This is a genomic window from Williamsia sp. CHRR-6 (genome assembly GCF_018474015.1).
Lineage (GTDB): Bacteria > Actinomycetota > Actinomycetes > Mycobacteriales > Mycobacteriaceae > Williamsia_A.
On the sequence record NZ_JAHCSG010000004.1, the window covers coordinates 171335 to 190140 of the forward strand.

General features: G+C 68.7%; 11 protein-coding genes and 1 pseudogene. 9 read left to right on the top strand and 3 right to left on the bottom strand.

The genetic code is table 11. From position 1 onward, the window contains the following. The first annotated feature begins 23 nt into the window (after positions 1–23). Positions 24–3311, top strand: coding sequence for an arabinosyltransferase domain-containing protein (locus tag KIK15_RS12340; protein ID WP_214245291.1), 3288 nt, complete (start codon positions 24–26; stop codon positions 3309–3311). Next, positions 3304–6591: an arabinosyltransferase domain-containing protein gene (locus tag KIK15_RS12345; protein ID WP_214244886.1), complete on the top strand. Its 3288-nt coding sequence runs from the start codon at positions 3304–3306 to the stop codon at positions 6589–6591. The genes KIK15_RS12340 and KIK15_RS12345 overlap by 8 nt, the downstream gene beginning before the upstream one ends. Positions 6592–6610: 19 nt before the next feature. On the opposite strand, the gene KIK15_RS12350 is transcribed toward KIK15_RS12345, so the two are convergent. Continuing rightward, positions 6611–7168 carry a hypothetical protein gene (locus KIK15_RS12350; RefSeq protein WP_214244888.1) on the bottom strand — a complete coding sequence of 186 codons (558 nt, stop codon included), beginning with the start codon at positions 7166–7168 and terminating at the stop codon, positions 6611–6613. A 221-nt stretch (positions 7169–7389) separates the two neighbouring features. Here KIK15_RS12350 and KIK15_RS12355 point away from each other — a divergent pair, with 221 nt between their 5' ends. The 3 genes from KIK15_RS12355 (at position 7390) to KIK15_RS12365 (ending at position 10094) form a co-directional block, all read left to right on the top strand. Further along, positions 7390–8109 (top strand): hypothetical protein, encoded by a 720-nt coding sequence (locus KIK15_RS12355; RefSeq protein WP_214244890.1) that lies wholly within the window; start codon positions 7390–7392, stop codon positions 8107–8109. Between the two features lie 104 nt (positions 8110–8213). Next, a complete protein-coding gene (locus KIK15_RS12360) occupies positions 8214–9185 on the top strand; it encodes an AraC family transcriptional regulator (RefSeq protein WP_214244892.1) in 972 nt (323 codons plus the stop codon). A 129-nt stretch (positions 9186–9314) separates the two neighbouring features. After that, complete coding sequence (locus KIK15_RS12365; RefSeq protein ID WP_214244894.1) at positions 9315–10094, top strand: SDR family oxidoreductase; 780 nt, start codon at positions 9315–9317, stop codon at positions 10092–10094. A 68-nt stretch (positions 10095–10162) separates the two neighbouring features. Here the strand turns inward: KIK15_RS12365 and KIK15_RS12370 are convergent, their stop codons facing one another. Beyond that, complete coding sequence (locus KIK15_RS12370; RefSeq protein ID WP_214244896.1) at positions 10163–11641, bottom strand: NAD(P)/FAD-dependent oxidoreductase; 1479 nt, start codon at positions 11639–11641, stop codon at positions 10163–10165. A gap of 174 nt (positions 11642–11815) precedes the next feature. Here KIK15_RS12370 and KIK15_RS12375 point away from each other — a divergent pair, with 174 nt between their 5' ends. The 4 genes and pseudogenes from KIK15_RS12375 to KIK15_RS18910 form a co-directional block, all read left to right on the top strand. Next, positions 11816–13453, top strand: coding sequence for an NAD(P)/FAD-dependent oxidoreductase (locus KIK15_RS12375; protein WP_214244898.1), 1638 nt, complete (start codon positions 11816–11818; stop codon positions 13451–13453). Between the two features lie 50 nt (positions 13454–13503). Further along, a complete protein-coding gene (locus KIK15_RS12380; protein ID WP_214244899.1) occupies positions 13504–14277 on the top strand; it encodes a cyclase family protein in 774 nt (257 codons plus the stop codon). A gap of 20 nt (positions 14278–14297) precedes the next feature. Further along, positions 14298–15941, top strand: a complete 1644-nt coding sequence (locus KIK15_RS12385) for a thiamine pyrophosphate-binding protein (RefSeq protein ID WP_214245292.1) — start codon at positions 14298–14300, stop codon at positions 15939–15941. A 257-nt stretch (positions 15942–16198) separates the two neighbouring features. Further along, positions 16199–16399 (top strand): annotated as a pseudogene (locus KIK15_RS18910) (DUF1720 domain-containing protein); the annotation flags it as partial. An 11-nt stretch (positions 16400–16410) separates the two neighbouring features. On the opposite strand, the gene KIK15_RS12390 reads toward KIK15_RS18910, so the two are convergent. After that, entirely contained in the window at positions 16411–18765 is a 2355-nt protein-coding gene (locus KIK15_RS12390) for a bifunctional salicylyl-CoA 5-hydroxylase/oxidoreductase (protein ID WP_214244901.1), read from the bottom strand. Positions 18766–18806: the final 41 nt, after the last annotated feature.

The window sequence follows — 18806 nt, forward strand, 5'->3', positions numbered from 1 at the left end:
GCATACCATCGTTGCTCGTGCCGATGCCTGCCCGACTGACCAGCGCGTCCACTGCTCGTCTGGTCGCCGCGGCGGCTGGTCTGCTGGGGGTCTTGGCCTGCATCCTCACCCCGTTGCTGCCGGTCCACCAGCAGACCGCGACGCTCACCTGGCCGCAGGGACAGACCCTGTCCGCCGACACCCCGTCAGTGGTGGCACCGCTCACCGCCCAGACCCCACAGTCCCTCGAGGCCACCATCCCGTGTTCGTTGTTCGCCTCGGTGCGGCCGGGCGGCGGGGTGCTGCTGGCCACCATGCCCGCCGGCGCCGATCGCGCCGCGTCGAAGTCGTTGGTCATCTCCGCCACCGCTGCCGGCGGCGCAGTGGTGTCGTTCCGCAACACCGTGGCCGCCACCGCCACCCGCGAACAACTGCGTTCACCCCGGTGCCGCGGCCTGACCGTGTTCTCCCGCGCCGACGGTCCCGGCGCGCAGTTCGTCGGTGTGGGTCCGCGCACCGTGCTCTCGGCCGACAACCGTCCGCAGGTCAGCGGCCTGTACAGCACGCTGAGCACCGCTCGGGTGCTCAGCGAAGCCCGCAACGGTCTGCGGGTGGAGGTGGCCATCGACAACCGGTACGACAGTCGCCCCACCGCGCTGAAGCTGATCGTGATGATCGTCGGGCTGATCGCTGTCGTCGTGTCGCTGATCGCGCTGGCCCGGCTGGACTGGGTGGGCGGGTATCACCGCCGGATCGGTGTGCGGTCGTGGCGTCGCATCCTGGCCGCCCGCCCGGCCGACGTGGCGGTCACGGCGATCCTGGGCATCTGGCTGTTCCTGGGCGCAGGCACACCCGACGACGGCTACATCCTCACCATGGGTCGGGCCGCGCAGGACTCGGGCTATCTGGCCAACTACTACCGGTTCTTCAACGCCCCCGAGGCCCCGTTCGACTGGTACTACAGCGCGCTGGGGCACTGGTCGCAGGTGTCCACCGCCGGACTGTGGATGCACCTGCCCGCCCTGGCGGCCGGGCTGCTGTCGTGGTTCGTGCTCAGCCGGGTGTTGCTGCCCCGGCTGGGCGCTGCGGTGCGTGGCAACCCGTGGGCGGTGTGGGCCGGCGCCGCGGTGTTCTTGGCGTTCTGGTTGCCCTTCGACAGCGGGCTGCGCAGCGAACCCATCATCGCCACCGGCGCCCTGCTCACCTGGTGGGGCGTGGAGCAGGCGGTGGCCACGCGGCGCCTGCTCCCGGTCGCGTTGGCGCTGATCTGCGCGGGGTTGACCCTCGCGCTGGCCCCACACGGTCTGATCGCGGTGGCCATCGTGATCGTCGGTGCCCGACCGCTGCTGCGGGTCGCGCTGGTGCGCCGCGGAGTCGACGGGTCGCTGTCGGTGCTGGCGCCCCTCGTGGCCGCCGCTGTGCTCACCCTCGTCGTGGTGTTCCGAGATCAGTCGCTGAGCACTGTCTACGACGCGGTTCGGCTGCGCTACGTCGTGGGACCGACCATCCCCTGGAATCAGGAGTACCTGCGCTACTACTTCATCTCGGTGACCACCGAGGACGGCGCTCTCACCCGCCGGGTGCCGGTCCTGCTGCTGATCGCCGGGGTGTTCGTGACGTTGGCGGTCATGTTGCGGCGCAAGCGGATCCGCGGGGTCGACCCGGGACCCACCTGGCGTCTGGTGGGTGCGGTGCTGCTCACCCTGCTGCTGCTGGTGTTCACCCCCAGCAAGTGGACCATCCAGTTCGGCATCTTCGCCGGCCTCGGCGCCGCGGTGGGCGCGGTGGCCACTGTGGCGGTGGTGCAGTCGGCGGCGCGCTCGTCGCGCAACCTCGCCGTCTTCGTCTCCGGCCTCATGTTCGCCCTCGCCGCCGCCATGGCCGGGCAGAACGCCTGGCCGTGGGCCTATGACTTCGGTATCTCCTGGTTTGATCGGGCGCCGGTGCTGGCCGGTCGCCAGGTGTCGACGATGTTCCTGATCCTGGCCGTCCTGGCCGGCGCGGTGGCAGTGTATCTGCATCTGCGACAAGACTTCTCGGCCAATCGGGGCCTGGTACACGCCGACAACGCACGCCGTGACCGCCGTCGCCTGGTGGTGGCGTCCTCGCCCATCGCATTGATCGCAGCCCTGCTGGTGCTCAGCGAGGTGGCGGTGTTCGCCAAGGCCGCAGTGGTCCGCGACGACCGCTACACGGTGTTCTCCGGCAACATCGGCGCGCTGGGCGGGGACACCTGCGCGCTGGCCGACAAGGTGCTGGTCGAACCCGACCCCAACGTCGGCACACTGCTTCCCGCCGACGGCGCGAGCGCCTCGACCGCGTTGGCAGGCACCGGGTCGGTGGGATTCACCCCGGACGGCGTGGCCGGCGACCTCTCGCCCGACCCAGGCTCGGCCCGTCCGGGTCAGATGAACGTGGCGGGAAGCGTGGCCCGACCCTTCACCATTTCCGGCGGCTACTCGACCACGTTGGGCGGCAACGGGCCTCGCACCGTCAACGGGTCCACCGCGGCGCTGCCGTTCGGACTCGACCCCGCGCGCACCCCGGTGCTGGGCAGCTACGGGTACAACAGCGGTCAGGCCACGCTGACCACCGACTGGTACCGCCTGCCCGCCCGCTCGGCCGGCCCGTTGATCGTCATCACCGCCGCCGGATCCATCGCCTCGGTAGACGAGGACGGCATCGGCGAGTTCGGGCAGAAGCTGACCGTCCAGTTCGGCCGCGTGAGCGCCGACGGCACCTTCGCCCCCGTCGGCGGTCCCTTCCAACCGATCGACGCCGGACCGCAACCGCCCAACTATCCGTGGCGCAACCTGCGGATACCCACCGACCTCGTCCCGGCCGACGCCGAGGCCATGCGGGTGGTGGTCGCCGACAACAACCTCAACGACGACCAGTGGATCGCCATCACCCCACCGCGGCTGGCCGTGCTGGCCACCCTGCAGTCGGTGGTCGGGTCCTCCACACCCACCCTCATCGACTTCACCGTCGCCGCGCAGTTCCCGTGTCAGCAACCGATCACCTCCCGAGACGGCGTGACGGGCGTGCCGCGATGGCGCATCCTGCCCGACCGGATCACCGCGGTGTCGCAATCACGTACCTGGCAGGCGTCGGATGACGGTGGGCTGCTGGGCATCTCGGAGGGGACCACGACAGCTGTGACCGTGCCGACCTACCTGTCCAAGGACTGGTACCGCGACTGGGGATCGCTGGAACGGCTGACGCCGTTGGCTGCGGGCGCTGCGACCGCGGTCATCACCACCGGCACCGCCACGCGCTGGGGCTTCTCGCATCAGCCCGCCATTCGCGCGATGGGATCCAACGATGAATGACCGCATCGCACAGTGGTTGCGCGGCAACGACTATCGGCGGGTGAAGTGGACCGCCACGATCGCCGGGCTGCTGGGCTTCCTGTTGGCGGTGGCCGCGCCCATCCTGCCGGTGAAGCAGACCACCGCCGAGATGTCCTGGCCGCAGGGGCCGGTGGGCAACGTGGTGGCCCCGCTGGTGGCGTTCGTCCCGGTGGACCTCGACATCACCGTGCCGTGTGCGCGAGCCGCCGAACTGCCCCGCGACGGCGGGATGCTGTTGTCGACCATCCCGGCCGACGGTGGCGACGCCGCCGCACGTGGCCTGTTCATCCGCGCCAGCCGCGACACCCTGTCGGTGGTGAACCGTGGGGTGGTGCTGCTGACCACCGATCGCGCCGCGGCGCAATCGGATCCGGACTGCGCGATCGTCATCCGCAGCGACGGCACCGCCACCCGCGCCCAACTGCGCGACTACACCGGCAGCGGTCAGCTCACCTTCGACGTCGCCGATGCGAACCTGCGTCCGCAGATCGTCGGGGTGTACACCGACCTGCCGTCGTCGGCGGCCGGGCTCAGCCTGCACGCCACCATCGACACCCGCTTCGTCTCCACCCCCACCACGCTGAAGTTCCTGGGCCTGGTGGCCGGGGTGGCGCTGACCATCATCTCGCTGATGGCCCTGGGCATCCTCGACACCCGCGACGGCCGGGCCCGGCGCCGGTTCCTGCCCGCAGGGTGGTGGCGCGTACGACCGCTCGACCTGATCGTCATCGTGACGCTGGGGTTGTGGTGGTTCCTGGGCTCCAACACCTCCGACGACGGCTACAACTTCACCGTCGGTCGGGTGGCGGCCAAAGCCGGCTACGCCGACAACTACTACCGCTACTTCGGGGTGCCCCAAGACCCGTTCGGCTGGCACTACCAGGTGATCTCGGCGATGACGAAGGTGTCGCTGGCCGCGCCGTGGATGCGGTTGCCCGCCTTCATACTCGGCGTACTGGGCTGGTGGATCATCAGCCGCGAGGTGATCCCGCGACTGGGCCGCACCGTGCGCCACAGCACCCCGGCGCTGTGGACCGCAGCGGGAGTGTTCCTGGCCATCTGGCTGCCACTGAACAACGGCCTGCGTCCCGAGCCCGCCATGGCCGTCGGCGCGCTGCTCACCTGGTGTTCGGTGGACCGCTCCATCGCGACGGGTCGACTGTTGCCGTTGGCGCTGGCCGCGGTGTTCGCCTCGTTCACCCTCGCCCTGGCGCCTGGCGGTCTGATGGCCGTGGCCGCCCTGCTGGCCGGGGTGCGACCGCTGATCAACCGGGTGGCTCGACGTAGGCACCGCGACGGGGTGCTGCCGTTGCTGGCCCCCATCCTGGCCGCGGGCACGGCGGTGCTGTACGAGATATTCGCCGATCAGACGCTCTCGGGCGTGCTGACGGCTTCGACGGTGTCGTCCACGGTGGGTCCCACCCTGGAGTGGTGGCAGGAGCCGGTGCGGTTCTACTACCTGATGCTGCCCACCGTCGACGGGTCGTTGTCGCGTCGCTTCGGCGTGCTGATGATGCTGCTGTGCCTGGCGTTGGTGCTGCTGGTGATGTTGCGTCGACGCGCACCGCAGGGGGTGGCCCGCGGACCGGTGTGGCGGTTGATCGCCGTCATGTTCGGCACCATGTTCTTCATGGCGTTCACGCCCACCAAGTGGACGCACCACTTCGGGGTCTACGCCGGTATCGCCGGTGGCCTGGCCGCGGCGGCCGGAGCGATGGCCGCACCGGCGTTGTTGCGGCGCAGGCGAAATCGCACTCTGCTCGCCGCTGCGGTCCTGTTCGTGACCGGGATCGCGTTCACCGGCACCAACGGGTGGTGGTTCGTCGGCAGCTACGGCGTGCCGTGGTGGGACCGGGCCCCTGCGGTGGGCGGGGTGAAGGTCGGGTGGATGATCCTGACCCTCGCGCTGGCGGTGGCCGCAGTGGGTCTGTGGCAACACTTCCGCGACGACTACGTACCCGAGTCGGTGCGCCGAGGCGAACACGACGGCGGCAGTTCCACTGCAGCACTGCGTGATCGGCTGGGCGGGGCGGCCATGCCGGCGATCATCGCGCTGGTGGTGTTCTTCGAGGTGGCCTCGATGATCAAGGGCGCCTACGTTCAACGCAACAGCTTCTCATGGGCGTCGTCCAATGCGCGCGCCCTGACCGGCAACTCGTGCGGGATGGCCAACGACGTTCTGGTGGAACAGGATCCGAACTCCGGCCTGCTGGCCCCGGCCGCAGTAGCCGGACAACGCGGGCTGACCCCCGGCGCCGCACTGGCGGGTACGTCCGCCGGCTTCACCCCCAACGGCGTCCCCGACGACCTCAGCGTCGACTCCACCGAGGACTCGGCCACGGCATCGGCACAGAACACCGCACAGAACAGCGCCGGCGCCGGCGACGACACCTCGGGCAGCGACTCGGTGGAAGGTGGCACCGGCGGCGGTCAGGGCGCGCGCGGTGTCAACGGTTCCACCGTCCGGTTGCCGTTCGGGTTGTCCCCGGCCCGCACCCCAGTGCTGGGCAGCTACGGCGGACCCGGCGGCACCCTCAGCTCGGCCTGGTATCAGATGCCCCCGCGCAGTTCGAAGGCCCCGCTGCTCGCGGTGTCGGTGGCCGGGGCCGTGCAGGGCACCGACAAGCAGGGCGTCATCCACCCTGGGCAGAGTCTGGTGGTCGAGTATGGACGCGTGGGTGCCGGCGGTCGGGTCATCGGCCTGGGCACCCGGTCGCCCATAGACATCGCCGACCCACCGATCTGGCGCAACCTGCGCTTCCCGTTGGATGAGGCTCCACGCGCAGCCACCGTGGCCCGCATCGTCGCCTCCGACGTCTCCGGCGCGCCGGATCAGTGGTTGGCCATCACCCCGCCGCGCATCACCACAATGCGAACCCTGAACGACGTGGTGGGCCGCACCGACCCGGTGTTCATCGACTGGCTGCCCGCGTTCGTGTTCCCCTGCCAGCAGCCGATGTATGTCCGCAACGGGGTGGCGCAGGTGCCGCGCTGGCGAATCATGCCCGACGCCAACGCCACCCGACAGAACAGCCAAACCTGGATGTCGGGTAAAGCCGGTGGCCCGTTGGGGCTCAGCGAGGCACTGCTGCGACCGACGTTGTTGCCGACCTATCTGCGCAACGACTGGGGCAACGACTGGGGCTCACTGCAGAAGTTCAGCGAGATCGACCCGGCTCCGGTCGCCCGGTTGCAGATCGGGACGGCCACGCGATCGGGGCTGTGGGATCCAGCCCCGATGCGCGCCGTCGGATACTGAGCTTCAACCTGTGGTGGGGTCAGCCGAAGTTCACCTTCGGTAGCGCCTTGGTCACCGCTGCCGCGCAGGCCGCCGGGCTGTCGAGCTTGACCACCAGGGTGGCCAGCTTGCGGCCCTTCACCACGTAGCCGACCGCATCGGTGGAGCGGGTGCAGACAAAGGCGGTGTCGCCGGCCTGCACATCCACCGGCGGTGACGTGCAGGTGGCACGGGTGCCCTGCACGTACTGATCGACGTCGAGGGCGATGTCGATCAGGTTGATGTTCGCGTCCCCGGAACCGATGGCGTAGAAGCAGATGTCAGCGCCTGCTGAGTTGACCGTCACCGGGGTCCCGCCGACGGCGGACGACAGATCCTGCCCGCTCAGGATGGTGCACTGCTCGCCTGAGGACGAGCCGGCCGCGGCGGCTTGGCTCATCGACGTCGCCGCAGAGGTTGTCACCGTTTCGGAGGTGGACGCGGCGGTGGGCCTCGAGGCGATATCGGAACCGTTGTCCGACGACGAATCGTCACAGGCGCTGAGGATGAGTGAGCCCAAGAGCAGGGCCCCGGTAGCGGAGACCAGTCGAAGTTTCATGGGCTCAGGAAACCATCGCCCACGTGCTGACCACCTTCTACAGACGTCTCAACCGGGTCTCACGATTGCCGCACACCGTCTCGTGAGGGCAACTACATAGCCTGTGAGCTGCGGTAACGGCTTTTGGGCCACCGTTATCGCGCTGATACACTTTCGCCAACGTGCTTTCGGGGGGCACATTTCCGACATGCAGACGCACATCGTGCGGTGAGGATCTCGTGGTGAGCAAACCAGTGGATTACGAGGCGGCCAAGGCTGCGCTGCGCGCGCAGATCGCCGCGCGCGCCGACGCCGCGGGTGGCACGGAGGGTGCGCAGCGACCGTGGCGCCTGCTGGGCGCAGCCGCCAGCCTGTCTGTCATCGTCTGCGCTGTGGTGCTCACCTTGTGGATCGCCTCGAGCTCACCTGCCCCACAGGTGGCCTCGGCTCCACGCGTGGCCGACAACGCACGATCGTCGGGGACCGACGGTGCCGCGGGGTCACCGGCACCCACCGGCTCGACGCCGTCGGCGGTGGTGCCCGCAGGCACTCCAGCGTCAAACGCCGCTGCCGAGGCAGCCACCCAAGGCATCGTGGGCATCCCGCCCTTGATCGCCGCACCCGGTGCGATCACTGCGAGCGGTACCGATCAGCCGCCCGGCGAGCAGCCCGGCGAGCGTAGTGGGCTCGACCGGGACGGTTCTCGCGCACGTGGTGTCGCACCCGCCCTGCTACCGCCGACCGCGCGTGCCCCGCTGAGCCGACCGGCACCACCACGTCGGCCTGGGCGACCCCCGGCCCCACCGCGCACCGACCCGGCCCCACCGCCTCCGCGAGTCGATCCGGCCCCGCCGCCCCGGGTCGATCCGCCGCCCGCCCCGGCCCCTGCGCCCGATCCCGACCCGAGCCCTGCGCCTGCACCCGATCCGGTGCAGAGCAACAGCGACGCCGGCGCGCCGTAAGCCAGACAGACCTAGCGTCTTTTTTACGTTCGTAACGCATACGTCATCGCGAGTACCTACTCTGATCTGCACCGGTACACCGAACCCGACCACAGGATCGACGTATGCCCGCACTGCTCACCCGGCACAACCTGACGCGCACCTGCGATCTGGACGAGGCCCGCGCGCGGATAGCCGACGTGTTCTGCCCGCACCGGCTGGAACTCACCCGACCCGACAGTCGACTCGACACCGTGCACAACGGATACCAGGACGGTGCGGTGGGCCTGAACTACCTGCGTTACGGCAGCGAGGTGCGCATCGTGCCCGGCGCGATGGAGTCGTTCTACCTGGTACAGATCCCGCTGGTGGGCCGCGCCCAGGTGCGCATCGGTTCTGAGCGGGTGCAGTCCGATCGCCGGACCGCGACCATCGCCTCACCCACCCTGTTCACCGACATGACCTGGTCGGACGATTGCGAGCAACTGCTGGTCTACCTGTCGCGGACCGCCGTGCAGGACTACGCCCGCGACGTCCTCGGCGACACCTCGGGACGCTCGGTGCGGTTCGCCCCGTCCTTCGACCTCACCGCGCCGGCCGCCCAAAGCTGGCTGCGGCTGGTCAACTGGTTGCGCGAGGACGTCGAAGGGGGCGGCGTCATGTCCCAGACCCCGGTCATCGCAGCGCAATTCGAAGCGATGGTCATCGGCGGCCTGTTCGACATCCAGACCAACAGCGTGACCCGGCCCCGCCATCGCCCCCAACCGGTGGCGCCACGGTCGGTGGCGATGGTGCGCGACGCGATCGAGGCCGACCCCGCGCGGGCCTGGACGGTCACCGACCTCGCACGGGTGGCACACGTCAGCGTGCGGTCGTTACAGGAGTCGTTCGCCCGCGACCTGCAGACCACCCCGACGCAATACCTGCGTCGGGTCCGCCTCGAACGTGCCCGCGCCGAGATGTCGATGGCCGATCGCAGCACCACCACGGTGTCCGAGATCGCAATCGCATGCGGCTTCGCCCACTTCGGCCGGTTCTCCACGCTGTACCGGGCCACCTACGGCGAATCACCGTCACAGACGCTGGCGCGCAGCTGATCCCACCGATCACCGCGTCGGTCGGATAGCGACCGCGCCACGCGGATAGCGCGCCGCGGGGGACATGCCGTTCGATGGTGGCACGGCGTCGAATCCCGTAGGCGCCCCGCATCGAATGGGAGTGCGCACGTGTTCACAGACAAGACTGTCGTCGTCACCGGCGGAGCCACCATCATCGGCGAGGCGGTGTGTGCCGCGTTCGCCGCGGCCGGTGCCCGGGTGACCATCGCCGACATCAACGTCGACGGCGGGACCGAGGTGGCCCGACGCATCGGCGGGGCAACCCGATTCGTGGCCACCGACATCTGCGACGACGTCGCGTTGCACGCCCTCGTCGACGACACCGTGGCGCAGACCGGCAGCCTGGACGTGTTGGTGAACCTGGCCTGCAGCTACGTCGACGACGGTGCCGACAGCACCCGATCGCAGTGGCTGGACGCGTTCAACGTCAACGTGATCGGCGCAGCGATCCTCTCCGGCATCGCCCGCCCGCACCTCGCCGCGGCGCGCGGGTCGATCATCAACTTCGGTTCCATCTCCTCGAAGGTGGCCCAGACCGGACGCTGGCTCTACCCTGCAGGCAAGGCTGCGGTGGTCCAACTGACCCGGTCGATGGCGATGGACTACGCCGCCGACGGGATCCGGGTGAACTCGGTGTCCCCGGGCTGGACCTGGTCGGCCATCATGGATCAGCTCAGCGGCGGCGACCGCGCCAAGACCGACGCCGTGGCCGCCGACTTCCACTTCCCCGGCCGCGTGGCCGATCCAGCCGAGGTGGCCGCCGTGGTCACCTTCTTGGCCTCACCGGCGGCATCATTCGTCACCGGCGCCGACTATGCCGTGGACGGCGGATACTCGGCGATGGGCCCCGAGCAGTCGGTGCCCGCCATCCCCCGGCTGGCCGAATAGCTCCGCGCCACAACACAGCCCGGTCGATCATCGGATCTGACCGGGCTGTGTCGTGTCGGTGCGCGCGGTCAGGCGGCCTTGCTCAGCCGCTTGTTCAGCTTGCGGGCGACCTTCTTGTACGAGCCGGGGTTGATCGGTCCCAGCCACTGCAGCGCGCGGGTGGCCGGTCCCACGTTGAGGTCGAGGTCAGAGAGCACCTCGTCGATGTTGTGCATGGAGAACGGGATGATGTTGGTACCACGGGCATGTCGGCCGTCGGTGCGTTCCTCCATCCACACCAGACGCCGGTCGATGTGGGCCCGCATCTGCTCGGTGGACGGCAGATCGAGTGCGCCGCGCAGGTACGCCGAGATCCACACCGCCGACATCTCCGCCGACAGCGGGCTGAAGAACGACGAGTTGTAGCCGGCGAAGGTCAGATTGGGCACCGACAGCGGCAGGATCTGCCGGTACAGCTGGAAGTTGCCGCGATCGTCGGTCAACTCGTCGTTGATCTCGGCGGAGAAGAACGGCACCTCCTGGTGAAACCCGGTGGCGCACACCACCGTGTCCACCGCGATGCGCTCACCGGTGCTCAACTCGGCCCAGGTGCCCGTAGCGTCGGCGAGCAGCTTGGCCACCTCGGCGTCGCGGGTGACGGTGATGGCACCGGCCTGCACCTGCTCGTAGAACCGTTCGGTGGCCAGGCTGACCGTGCTGCGCGCGATGTCCTCGAACGACCCGTTGGGCACCAGACCCATCTGCGGCAGTTTGAGCTGGCGGGTGATCACCGACTGCACCGAGCCGACCATGCCCTTGCGCACGCCGTTGCCCGGGCCGTGAAGGAACTTCTCCAAGCCCACCGGCTCGATGTAGCGGAACAGGCCCTCCCCCATCCGGGTGAGCATCAGGAACTTGTAGTTGAGCACCCCACCGAGCTTGCGCGGCATCTTCCACAGCAGTTGTCGGGCCACCACCCGGGTCGAGGCGGCCACATCGCTGATCGGTACCGCGACATCGCACGCCGACTTGCCGTAGCCCAGCACCGCCACATTCTTCCCGCGCACCGACTCCAGATCATGGAAATCGCTGGCCGCCAACACCTTCCCACCGGCGGCCCGGAAGTCGTCGAGTCCGGGGATGTCGGGGATGCGGGGGGTGGAGAAGATGCCGTTGGCCACCACCAGGTGCTCCACGGTGCTCGCGGAGGTCCCGTCGGGACCGGTGGTCACCAGATCCCAACCGGCGGCACCCGGCTGCGCCGAGACCACCTCGGTGGACAGTCGCAGCGCGCCTCGCAGGTTGTTGGCGTCGACGTAGCTCTCCAGGTAGCTCTGCACCTGCTCGCCGGTGGGCCACTGCGGGAAGCTACGCGGCATCGGATGATCCGACAGTGCGTAGGTGCCCTTGTTGTTCTGCGTCCGTAGGCCCGGATAGCGTCGGGTGCGGCTCCACACCCCACCCACATCTGGGGTGCGATCGTAGACGACGACATCGAAACCGGCTTCGCGCAACACCTTTGCCGTGCTGAGGCCGGCGAACCCGGCCCCGATGATGGCGATGGTCATATGAGTCTCCCTGCATCGTGACGGTTGTGTCCTTGGCGCCAGACGGTAATCAGGGCGCGGGGGCCCGACTATCCCCGATGCGCGGCCGGTGTCCGCAGCACGCACGAATGCTTGCGGCGCCGGCCCACCGCAGCGTCTGATGTGTTCGACACACCCGACGGTGAAGGGACGGCGATGACGGCTGCGGCTGGCGAGGTGACCGATGCGGTGGTCATCGGTTCGGGGATCAACGCGTTGGTGGCGGCCGCCGAACTGGCCGGTGCGGGGTGGTCGGTGCGCGTGCTCGAACGCAACGACCGGATCGGCGGGTTCATCGACAGCGGCGAGCGCACGGTGCCCGGATACATCCACGACACCTACTCGTCGTGGCATCCGTTGTTCGTCTCCGGCGGCGCCTACGGTGCGCTGGCCGACGATCTGGCCCGACACGGCCTGAGCTACGCCAACACCGACGGCGCGGTCACCGCGTCGGTCGCAGGCAACGGCCACACGGTGGTGGCACAGCGTGATCCGGCCGCCACCGTCGCCCACTTCGCCCACGCCGCCGACGGCGAGCGATACCTGGCCGCGTTGGAGTCGTTCGGGGCATCGGCCGATCTCATCGGCGGACTGCTGGGCGGCGAACTCCGCAGTCCAGCCACCCTGTCGATCCTCTCCAGAATGGTGCGGCGCAACAAGATCGACGGAACCGAGGCGCTGCTGCGCGATGCCGTGACCAGTGGACGCGGGTGGTGCCGGCGTGAGTTCACCGGTACCGAGGTGGACCAGCTATGGGTACCGTGGCTGTTGCACGCCGGGCTGGCCCCCGACAGCGCCTCCGGCGGTCTGATGATCCCCATCTTCGCGGCCACCATGCACGGTTTCGGCCTGCCGATCGTCACCGGCGGTGCGGCTAACTTCGTCGCCGCGTTCGCCGGGTTGCTGGCCGAACGTGGCGTGCGGGTGCACACCGGCGCCGACGTCACCGAGATCACCGTGACGAACGGTCGCGCCACCGGCGTGGTGACCGCCGACGGCACCCGCCACGTCGCTGCGCGTGCGGTGATCGCCTCAGTCACCCCCGCAGCGCTGTACGGGTCGTTGTTGTCGCCGGCGGTGTCCGGGCGCGCGGCGGTGGCCAGTGCCCGCAGCTACCGGTTCGGCCGCGCGGCCATGCACATCCACCTGGCGTTGTCGGCCCCGCCGCGTTGGACCGACAGCCGCCTGGATTCGGTTCCGCTGATTCATCTCTCCGACGGATCGACCAGCACCGCCATCGCGTGTGCGCAGGCCGAGGCCGGGATGCTACCCGCCCGACCCACGGTGGTGGTGGGCCAACAGTTCGTCATCGACCCCAGCCGCGTGCCCAGCGGAGCCGGATCGTTGTGGATTCAGCTGCAGGAGGTGCCGTTCTTCCCCACCGCCGACGCCGGTGCCTCCATCACTGTGGACGGCAGCTGGAACGCTGCGACCACGCAGGCCTACGCCGATCGGGTGCTCGACCTGATCGACACCCACGCTCCCGGGGTACGCGAATCCGTGGTGGGCATGGAGGTGCTGACACCGCGAGATTTACAGCGCCACAACGTCAACGCCGAGTTCGGTGACCCCTACGCCGGCAGCGCCGAACTCGACCAGAACTTCATCTGGCGCCCCGCCGTCGCCGGTGGTCGACACCGGACCGCAGTCGAGGGACTGTGGCACATCGGGGCCTCCACCCATCCCGGGCCGGGGCTCGGCGGCGGATCGGGTGCCATCGTGGCCGCCGCGTTGACCACCCCACCGCTAGGGACCCGCGTGCGAGAACGCCTGCGCGCCGGACTGTCTCGCTGATCCCCACCCACCGGTCCACTGCTGTTGTCCCCCTTGGAAAGGAACCCCCGATGACCGTTCTCACCGACCTCGTATCCGCGGTCTCCGGCGGCAGCGTCGAGATCGTCGATCTGACGGCGCCGCTGCAGGCGTCCACCCCCATCCTCAACCTGCCCGAACCGTTCGCCAACACCCAGCCGTTCGCGCTGCACGAGATCAGCAACTACGACGCCGCCGGGCCGGGGTGGTACTGGAACAACATCTCCACCGGAGAACACGTGGGCACCCACGTCGATGCGCCGAACCACTGGATCACCGGTCGCGAATCAGCGGACGTGTCTGCGGCACCGGTCAAACAACTGATCGGGCCGGCGGCGGTGCTCGACGCCTCCGACCGGGTGGCGGACAATCCCGACTTCCTGCTCGAGGTCAGCGACATCCACGCCTGGGAGGCCCAGCATGGACCGCTGCCCGAAGGCGGCTGGTTGCTGTTCCGCACCGGATGGGATGCGCGGTCGCATGATTCGGCGGCGTTCCTCAACGTCGACGAGAACGGGTCGCACACCCCTGGGGTGTCGGTGGAATGCGCCAAGTATCTCGCCGAGGAGACCACGCTGTTCGGGTTCGGCGTGGAGACGGTGGGCACCGACGCCGGCGGTGCGGGGGCGTTCGACCCGATGTTCCCGTGTCACCACTACTTCCTCGGATCGGGCAAGTTCGGGCTCACCCAGCTACAGAACCTGGCCCAACTGCCGCCGACCGGCGCGGTGATCGTGGTGTGTCCGCTGCCCATCGTGGGTGGAAGCGGCAGCCCCGCACGCGTTCTGGCGATGGTGTCGCGGTGACGGTGGCCACGGGTTCGACGATGTCGGTGGCCGACCTGATCGGTGCCACCCTCGTCGACCTCGGGGTCGACACCGTCTTCGGTGTGGTGGGCAGCGGCAACTTCGTGGTCACCAACGCTCTTCTCGCGGGCGGAGCCCGGTTCGTCGCCGCCCGCCACGAGGGTGGTGCGGCGACCATGGCCGATGGCTACGCCCGGATGAGCGGCTCGGTGGGTGTGGTGACGATGCACCAGGGTTGTGGTTTCACCAACGCGCTCACCGGGATCGGTGAGGCGGCCAAGTCACGCACCCCGATGTTGGTGTTGGCCGCCGACACCCCCGGTGCGTCGGTGCTGTCGAACTTCCGCATCGATCAGGACGGGCTGGCCACCGGCGTGGGCGCGGTGAGCGAGCGGGTGCACTCGGCGCAGACCGCGGTGGCCGACACCGTGCGCGCGTACCGAATCGCGTTGCACGAGCGGCGGACGGTGGTGTTGCAGCTGCCCATCGACATCCAGGCCGAGCCTGCGGTGGCGGCCGTGGACACGGCGACGCTGGGGTCTCGTCCCGACCCCGTCCGACCGGCTGCAGACGCGGTGAACCGACTCGCCGACCTGATCATCGCATCGCAGCGGCCGGTGTTCGTGGGTGGTCGCGGTGCGCGGGGTCATCGCGACATCCTGCGGGCGGTCGCTGCGCGGGCCGGTGCCCTGCTCGCCACCTCCGCCGTCGCCAACGGGCTGTTCGGGGGAGACGAATGGTCGCTGGGGATCTCGGGCGGCTTCTCCTCCGACACCACCGCCTCGCTGATCGGTGACGCCGACCTCATCGTGTCGTGGGGCTGCGCGTTGAACATGTGGACGATGCGACACGGTCGGTTGATCGGCGCCCAGACCACCGTGGTGCAGGTCGACGACGACCGCTCCGCGCTGGGGCGGCACCGGCCGGTGGACCTGGGCATCCACGGCGATGTGGCATCCACCGCAGCTGATCTGTTGCAGGAGTTGACGTCTCGAGATGTCGATGCGCCCCGGTATCGCACCGGAGACGTCCGGGATCGGATCGCGGGGTCGTCACGGTGGCAGGACGTGCCGGTGACCGCCGCCCCGCAGCCGGATCGAATCGACCCACGGACGTTGACCATCGCCCTCGACGAGTTGCTGCCCGCCGACCGGGTCCTCAGCATCGACTCGGGCAACTTCATGGGCTATCCCAGCACGCACCTGTCGGTGCCGGACGAAAACGGTTTCTGTTTCACCCAGGCCTTCCAGTCGATCGGCCTGGGACTGGCCACGGCGATCGGCGCGGCACTGGCTCAGCCGCACCGGTTGCCGGTGCTGGGCACCGGCGACGGCGGTCTGATGATGGCCGCGGCCGAACTGGAAACGGTGGTGCGGCTGGGCATTGCGATGGTGGTGATCGTCTACAACGACAGCGCCTACGGGGCCGAGGTCCATCATTTCGGGTCGGATGTGAACCTGTCGACCGTCACCTTCCCCGAGACCGACATCGCGGCACTGGCACGCGGAGCCGGCTTCGAAGCGGTGACCGTGCGGTCGGTGGCAGACCTCGATGCCGTGCACAAATGGTTGGTGGGCAGTCGAACCCAGCCGTTGCTGATCGACGCGAAGATCGCCGCCGACGGCGGCGCCTGGTGGCTGCACGAGGCCTTCGCCAAGCACTGACTCGTCGGTTGGGCGGAAACCCGCGTCGAGTGGGCGGAAACCCGCGTCGAGTGGGCGGATAACCCCCGTCGAGTGGGCGCTAATCCCCGTCGAGTGGGCAGAAACCCCCGTCGAGTGGGCGGAAAACCCCCGTTGAGTGGGCGCTAATCCCCGTCGAGTGGGCGGAAACCCCCGTCGAGTGGGCGCTAATCCCCGTCGAGTGGGCAGAAACCCTGCGCAACTACCGATCTGAGAGCCCGAAGCATCGGTGGACATCCGTGAGGACCGAGCCACCCCCGCATCGACGGCGCATCACAGCTCACCGATTCACACGCCAGACGAGGGCGGCCGCCCAACAAAACGAGATCGCCGCCCACTCGACGGGGTGTTCCGCCCAACCGACGGGGATTAGCGCCCAACCGACGGGGTTTTCCGCCCAACCGACGGGGATTAGCGCCCAACCGACGGGGATTAGCGCCCAACCGACGGGTCAGGCGGGCAGCCAGCGGCGCCGCCGCTCGGTGCCCCGAGAACGCACCAGCTCCAGGCGAGGCGGTGGTCCGTCGGTCCGGCCGGTGGGCGGCTTGCGGTTACCCGCGGCGTACGGCAGCGGCCACACCGCACCCGGGCCGGTGTATCCCTGCTCGGCGGCGGCGTGCAGTGTCCACTGAGGGTCGTAGAGGTGGGCACGTCCGATGGCCACCAGGTCGGCGCGGCCGGCCAGCAGCACCGAGTTCACGTCGTCGTGCGAGGAGATGGCACCCACCGCGATCACCCCCACGTCGTGGGTGCGGCCCACCTCGTTGCGGATCCGGTCGGCGAACGGTGTCTGATAGCTGCGCCCGAACGCCGGCTTCTCATGTTTGACCACCTGCCCGGACGACACGTGCACCAGATCCACCCCGTGCTCGGCGAACGCCCGCGCGATGACCACCGCATCGTCGACAGTGGTACCGCCATCGGCCCAATCGGTGGCCGAGATACGTACCGACATCGGACGATCCGCCGGCCACACCGCCCGCACCGCGTCGAACACGCGCAGCGGGAACACCATTCGCTTCTCCAACGAGCCGCCGTAGGCGTCGGTGCGGGTATTGGCCAACGGAGACAGGAACGACGACAACAGATATCCATGGGCGCAGTGCAGTTCCAGCAGATCGAAACCGGCCCGCTCGGCGGCATGTGTGGCAGCCACGAACTCCTCGACGATGACCTCCAGGTCAGCCTCGGTCAGTTCACGCGGGGTCTGCGAGCCCGGACCGTAGGGCAGCGCTGAGGGCGCCACCACCTGCCAGTTGCCCTCGTCGAGCGGGTCGTCGATGCCCTCCCACATCAGCTTCGATGACCCCTTGCGGCCCGAATGGCCCAGCTGTACACCGATCTTGGCCTGCGATCGGCTGTGAACGAAGTCGGTGATCGTCGCCCACGACCGCTCCTGCTCGGCGGTGTACAGCCCGGTGCAGCCTGGGGTGATGCGACCCGATTCCGAGACACACACCATCTCCGTCATCACCAGCCCGGCGCCGCCGAGCGCTTTTCCGCCGAGGTGAACCAGATGGAAATCACCGGGCACCCCGTCCACCGCGCTGTACATGTCCATGGGCGCCAGCATGATTCGGTTCACCAGCTCCAACCCCCGCACCCGATACGGGTAGAACATCGGCGGGCGGGTCACCTCGCTGTCCTGGCGCGTCACGTACCAGCCGTCCACGTGATCGACGAACTCGGCGTCGCGTAGCCGAAGGTTGTCGTAGGTGATGCGCCGGCTCCGGGTGAGCAGGTTGAATGCGAACTGTTCGGGATCCTGCTCGGTGTAGTCGGCGATCGACTCGAACCACTCCAGACTCGCCTGGGCGGCACGCTGGATCGACTCGACCACCGGCCGACGCTCGGCCTCGTACGCCGCCAACGCCGCGGGCAGGTCATCGTGTTCGTGGATGCACGCCGCCAGGGCCAACGCGTCTTCCATCGCCAGCTTCGTTCCCGACCCGATGGAGAAGTGCGCGGTGTGGGCGGCGTCGCCGATGAGGACCAGGTTGTCGTGCACCCAGTGCTGGTTGCGTACGGTGGTGAACGAGATCCACCGTGAGTTGTTGGCCAGGATCTCATGTCCGTCGAGTACGTCGGCGAACAGACTGCGCACCAGTGCGATCGACTTCTCGTCACTCTCGCCGGGCATGAAGTCGCGGTCGGCACAGTCACCGAAACCCGCCTTTTCCCATACTGACTCGTGCATCTCGACGATGAAGGTGCTGCCGGAGTCACTGAACGGGTAGCCGTGGATCTGCATCACGCCATACGGCGTGTGGGCGATGATGAACTCGAAGGCCTCGAAGACCTTGTCGGTGCCCAACCACATGTACTTGTTGTGGCGCACATCGAGGCTGGGGCCGAACTCGTCGGCGTGCTGGCGCCGGATGGCCGAGTTCACCCCGTCGGCGGCCAACACCAGATCGTGGGTGGCACGTAGCTGTTCGACCGGCGGCGCCTCGGTGCAGAAGTGCAACTGAACACCGAGTTGCGCGCAGCGCTCCTGCAGGATGCGCAGCAGCTCCTTACGACTCATCGCCGCGAAGCCCTGGCCACCCGAGGTGAGCACGGTGTCGCGGTAGTGGATGTCGATGTCCTCCCAGCGGGCGAACTGCGCGGCCATCGCGGCGTAGACGGCCGGGTCGGCGTGCTCGATACCGCCGAGTGTCTCGTCGCTGAACACCACCCCGAACCCGAAGGTGTCATCGGCGGCGTTGCGCTCGTAGATGGTGATCTCGTGACCGGGATCAAGCGCCTTGGTGAGCGCGGAGAAGTAGAGACCGGCGGGACCACCGCCGACGATGGCAATCTTCATGAGACATCTTCCTCGAGAGACACGAAAGGTGAAGGGGGGAA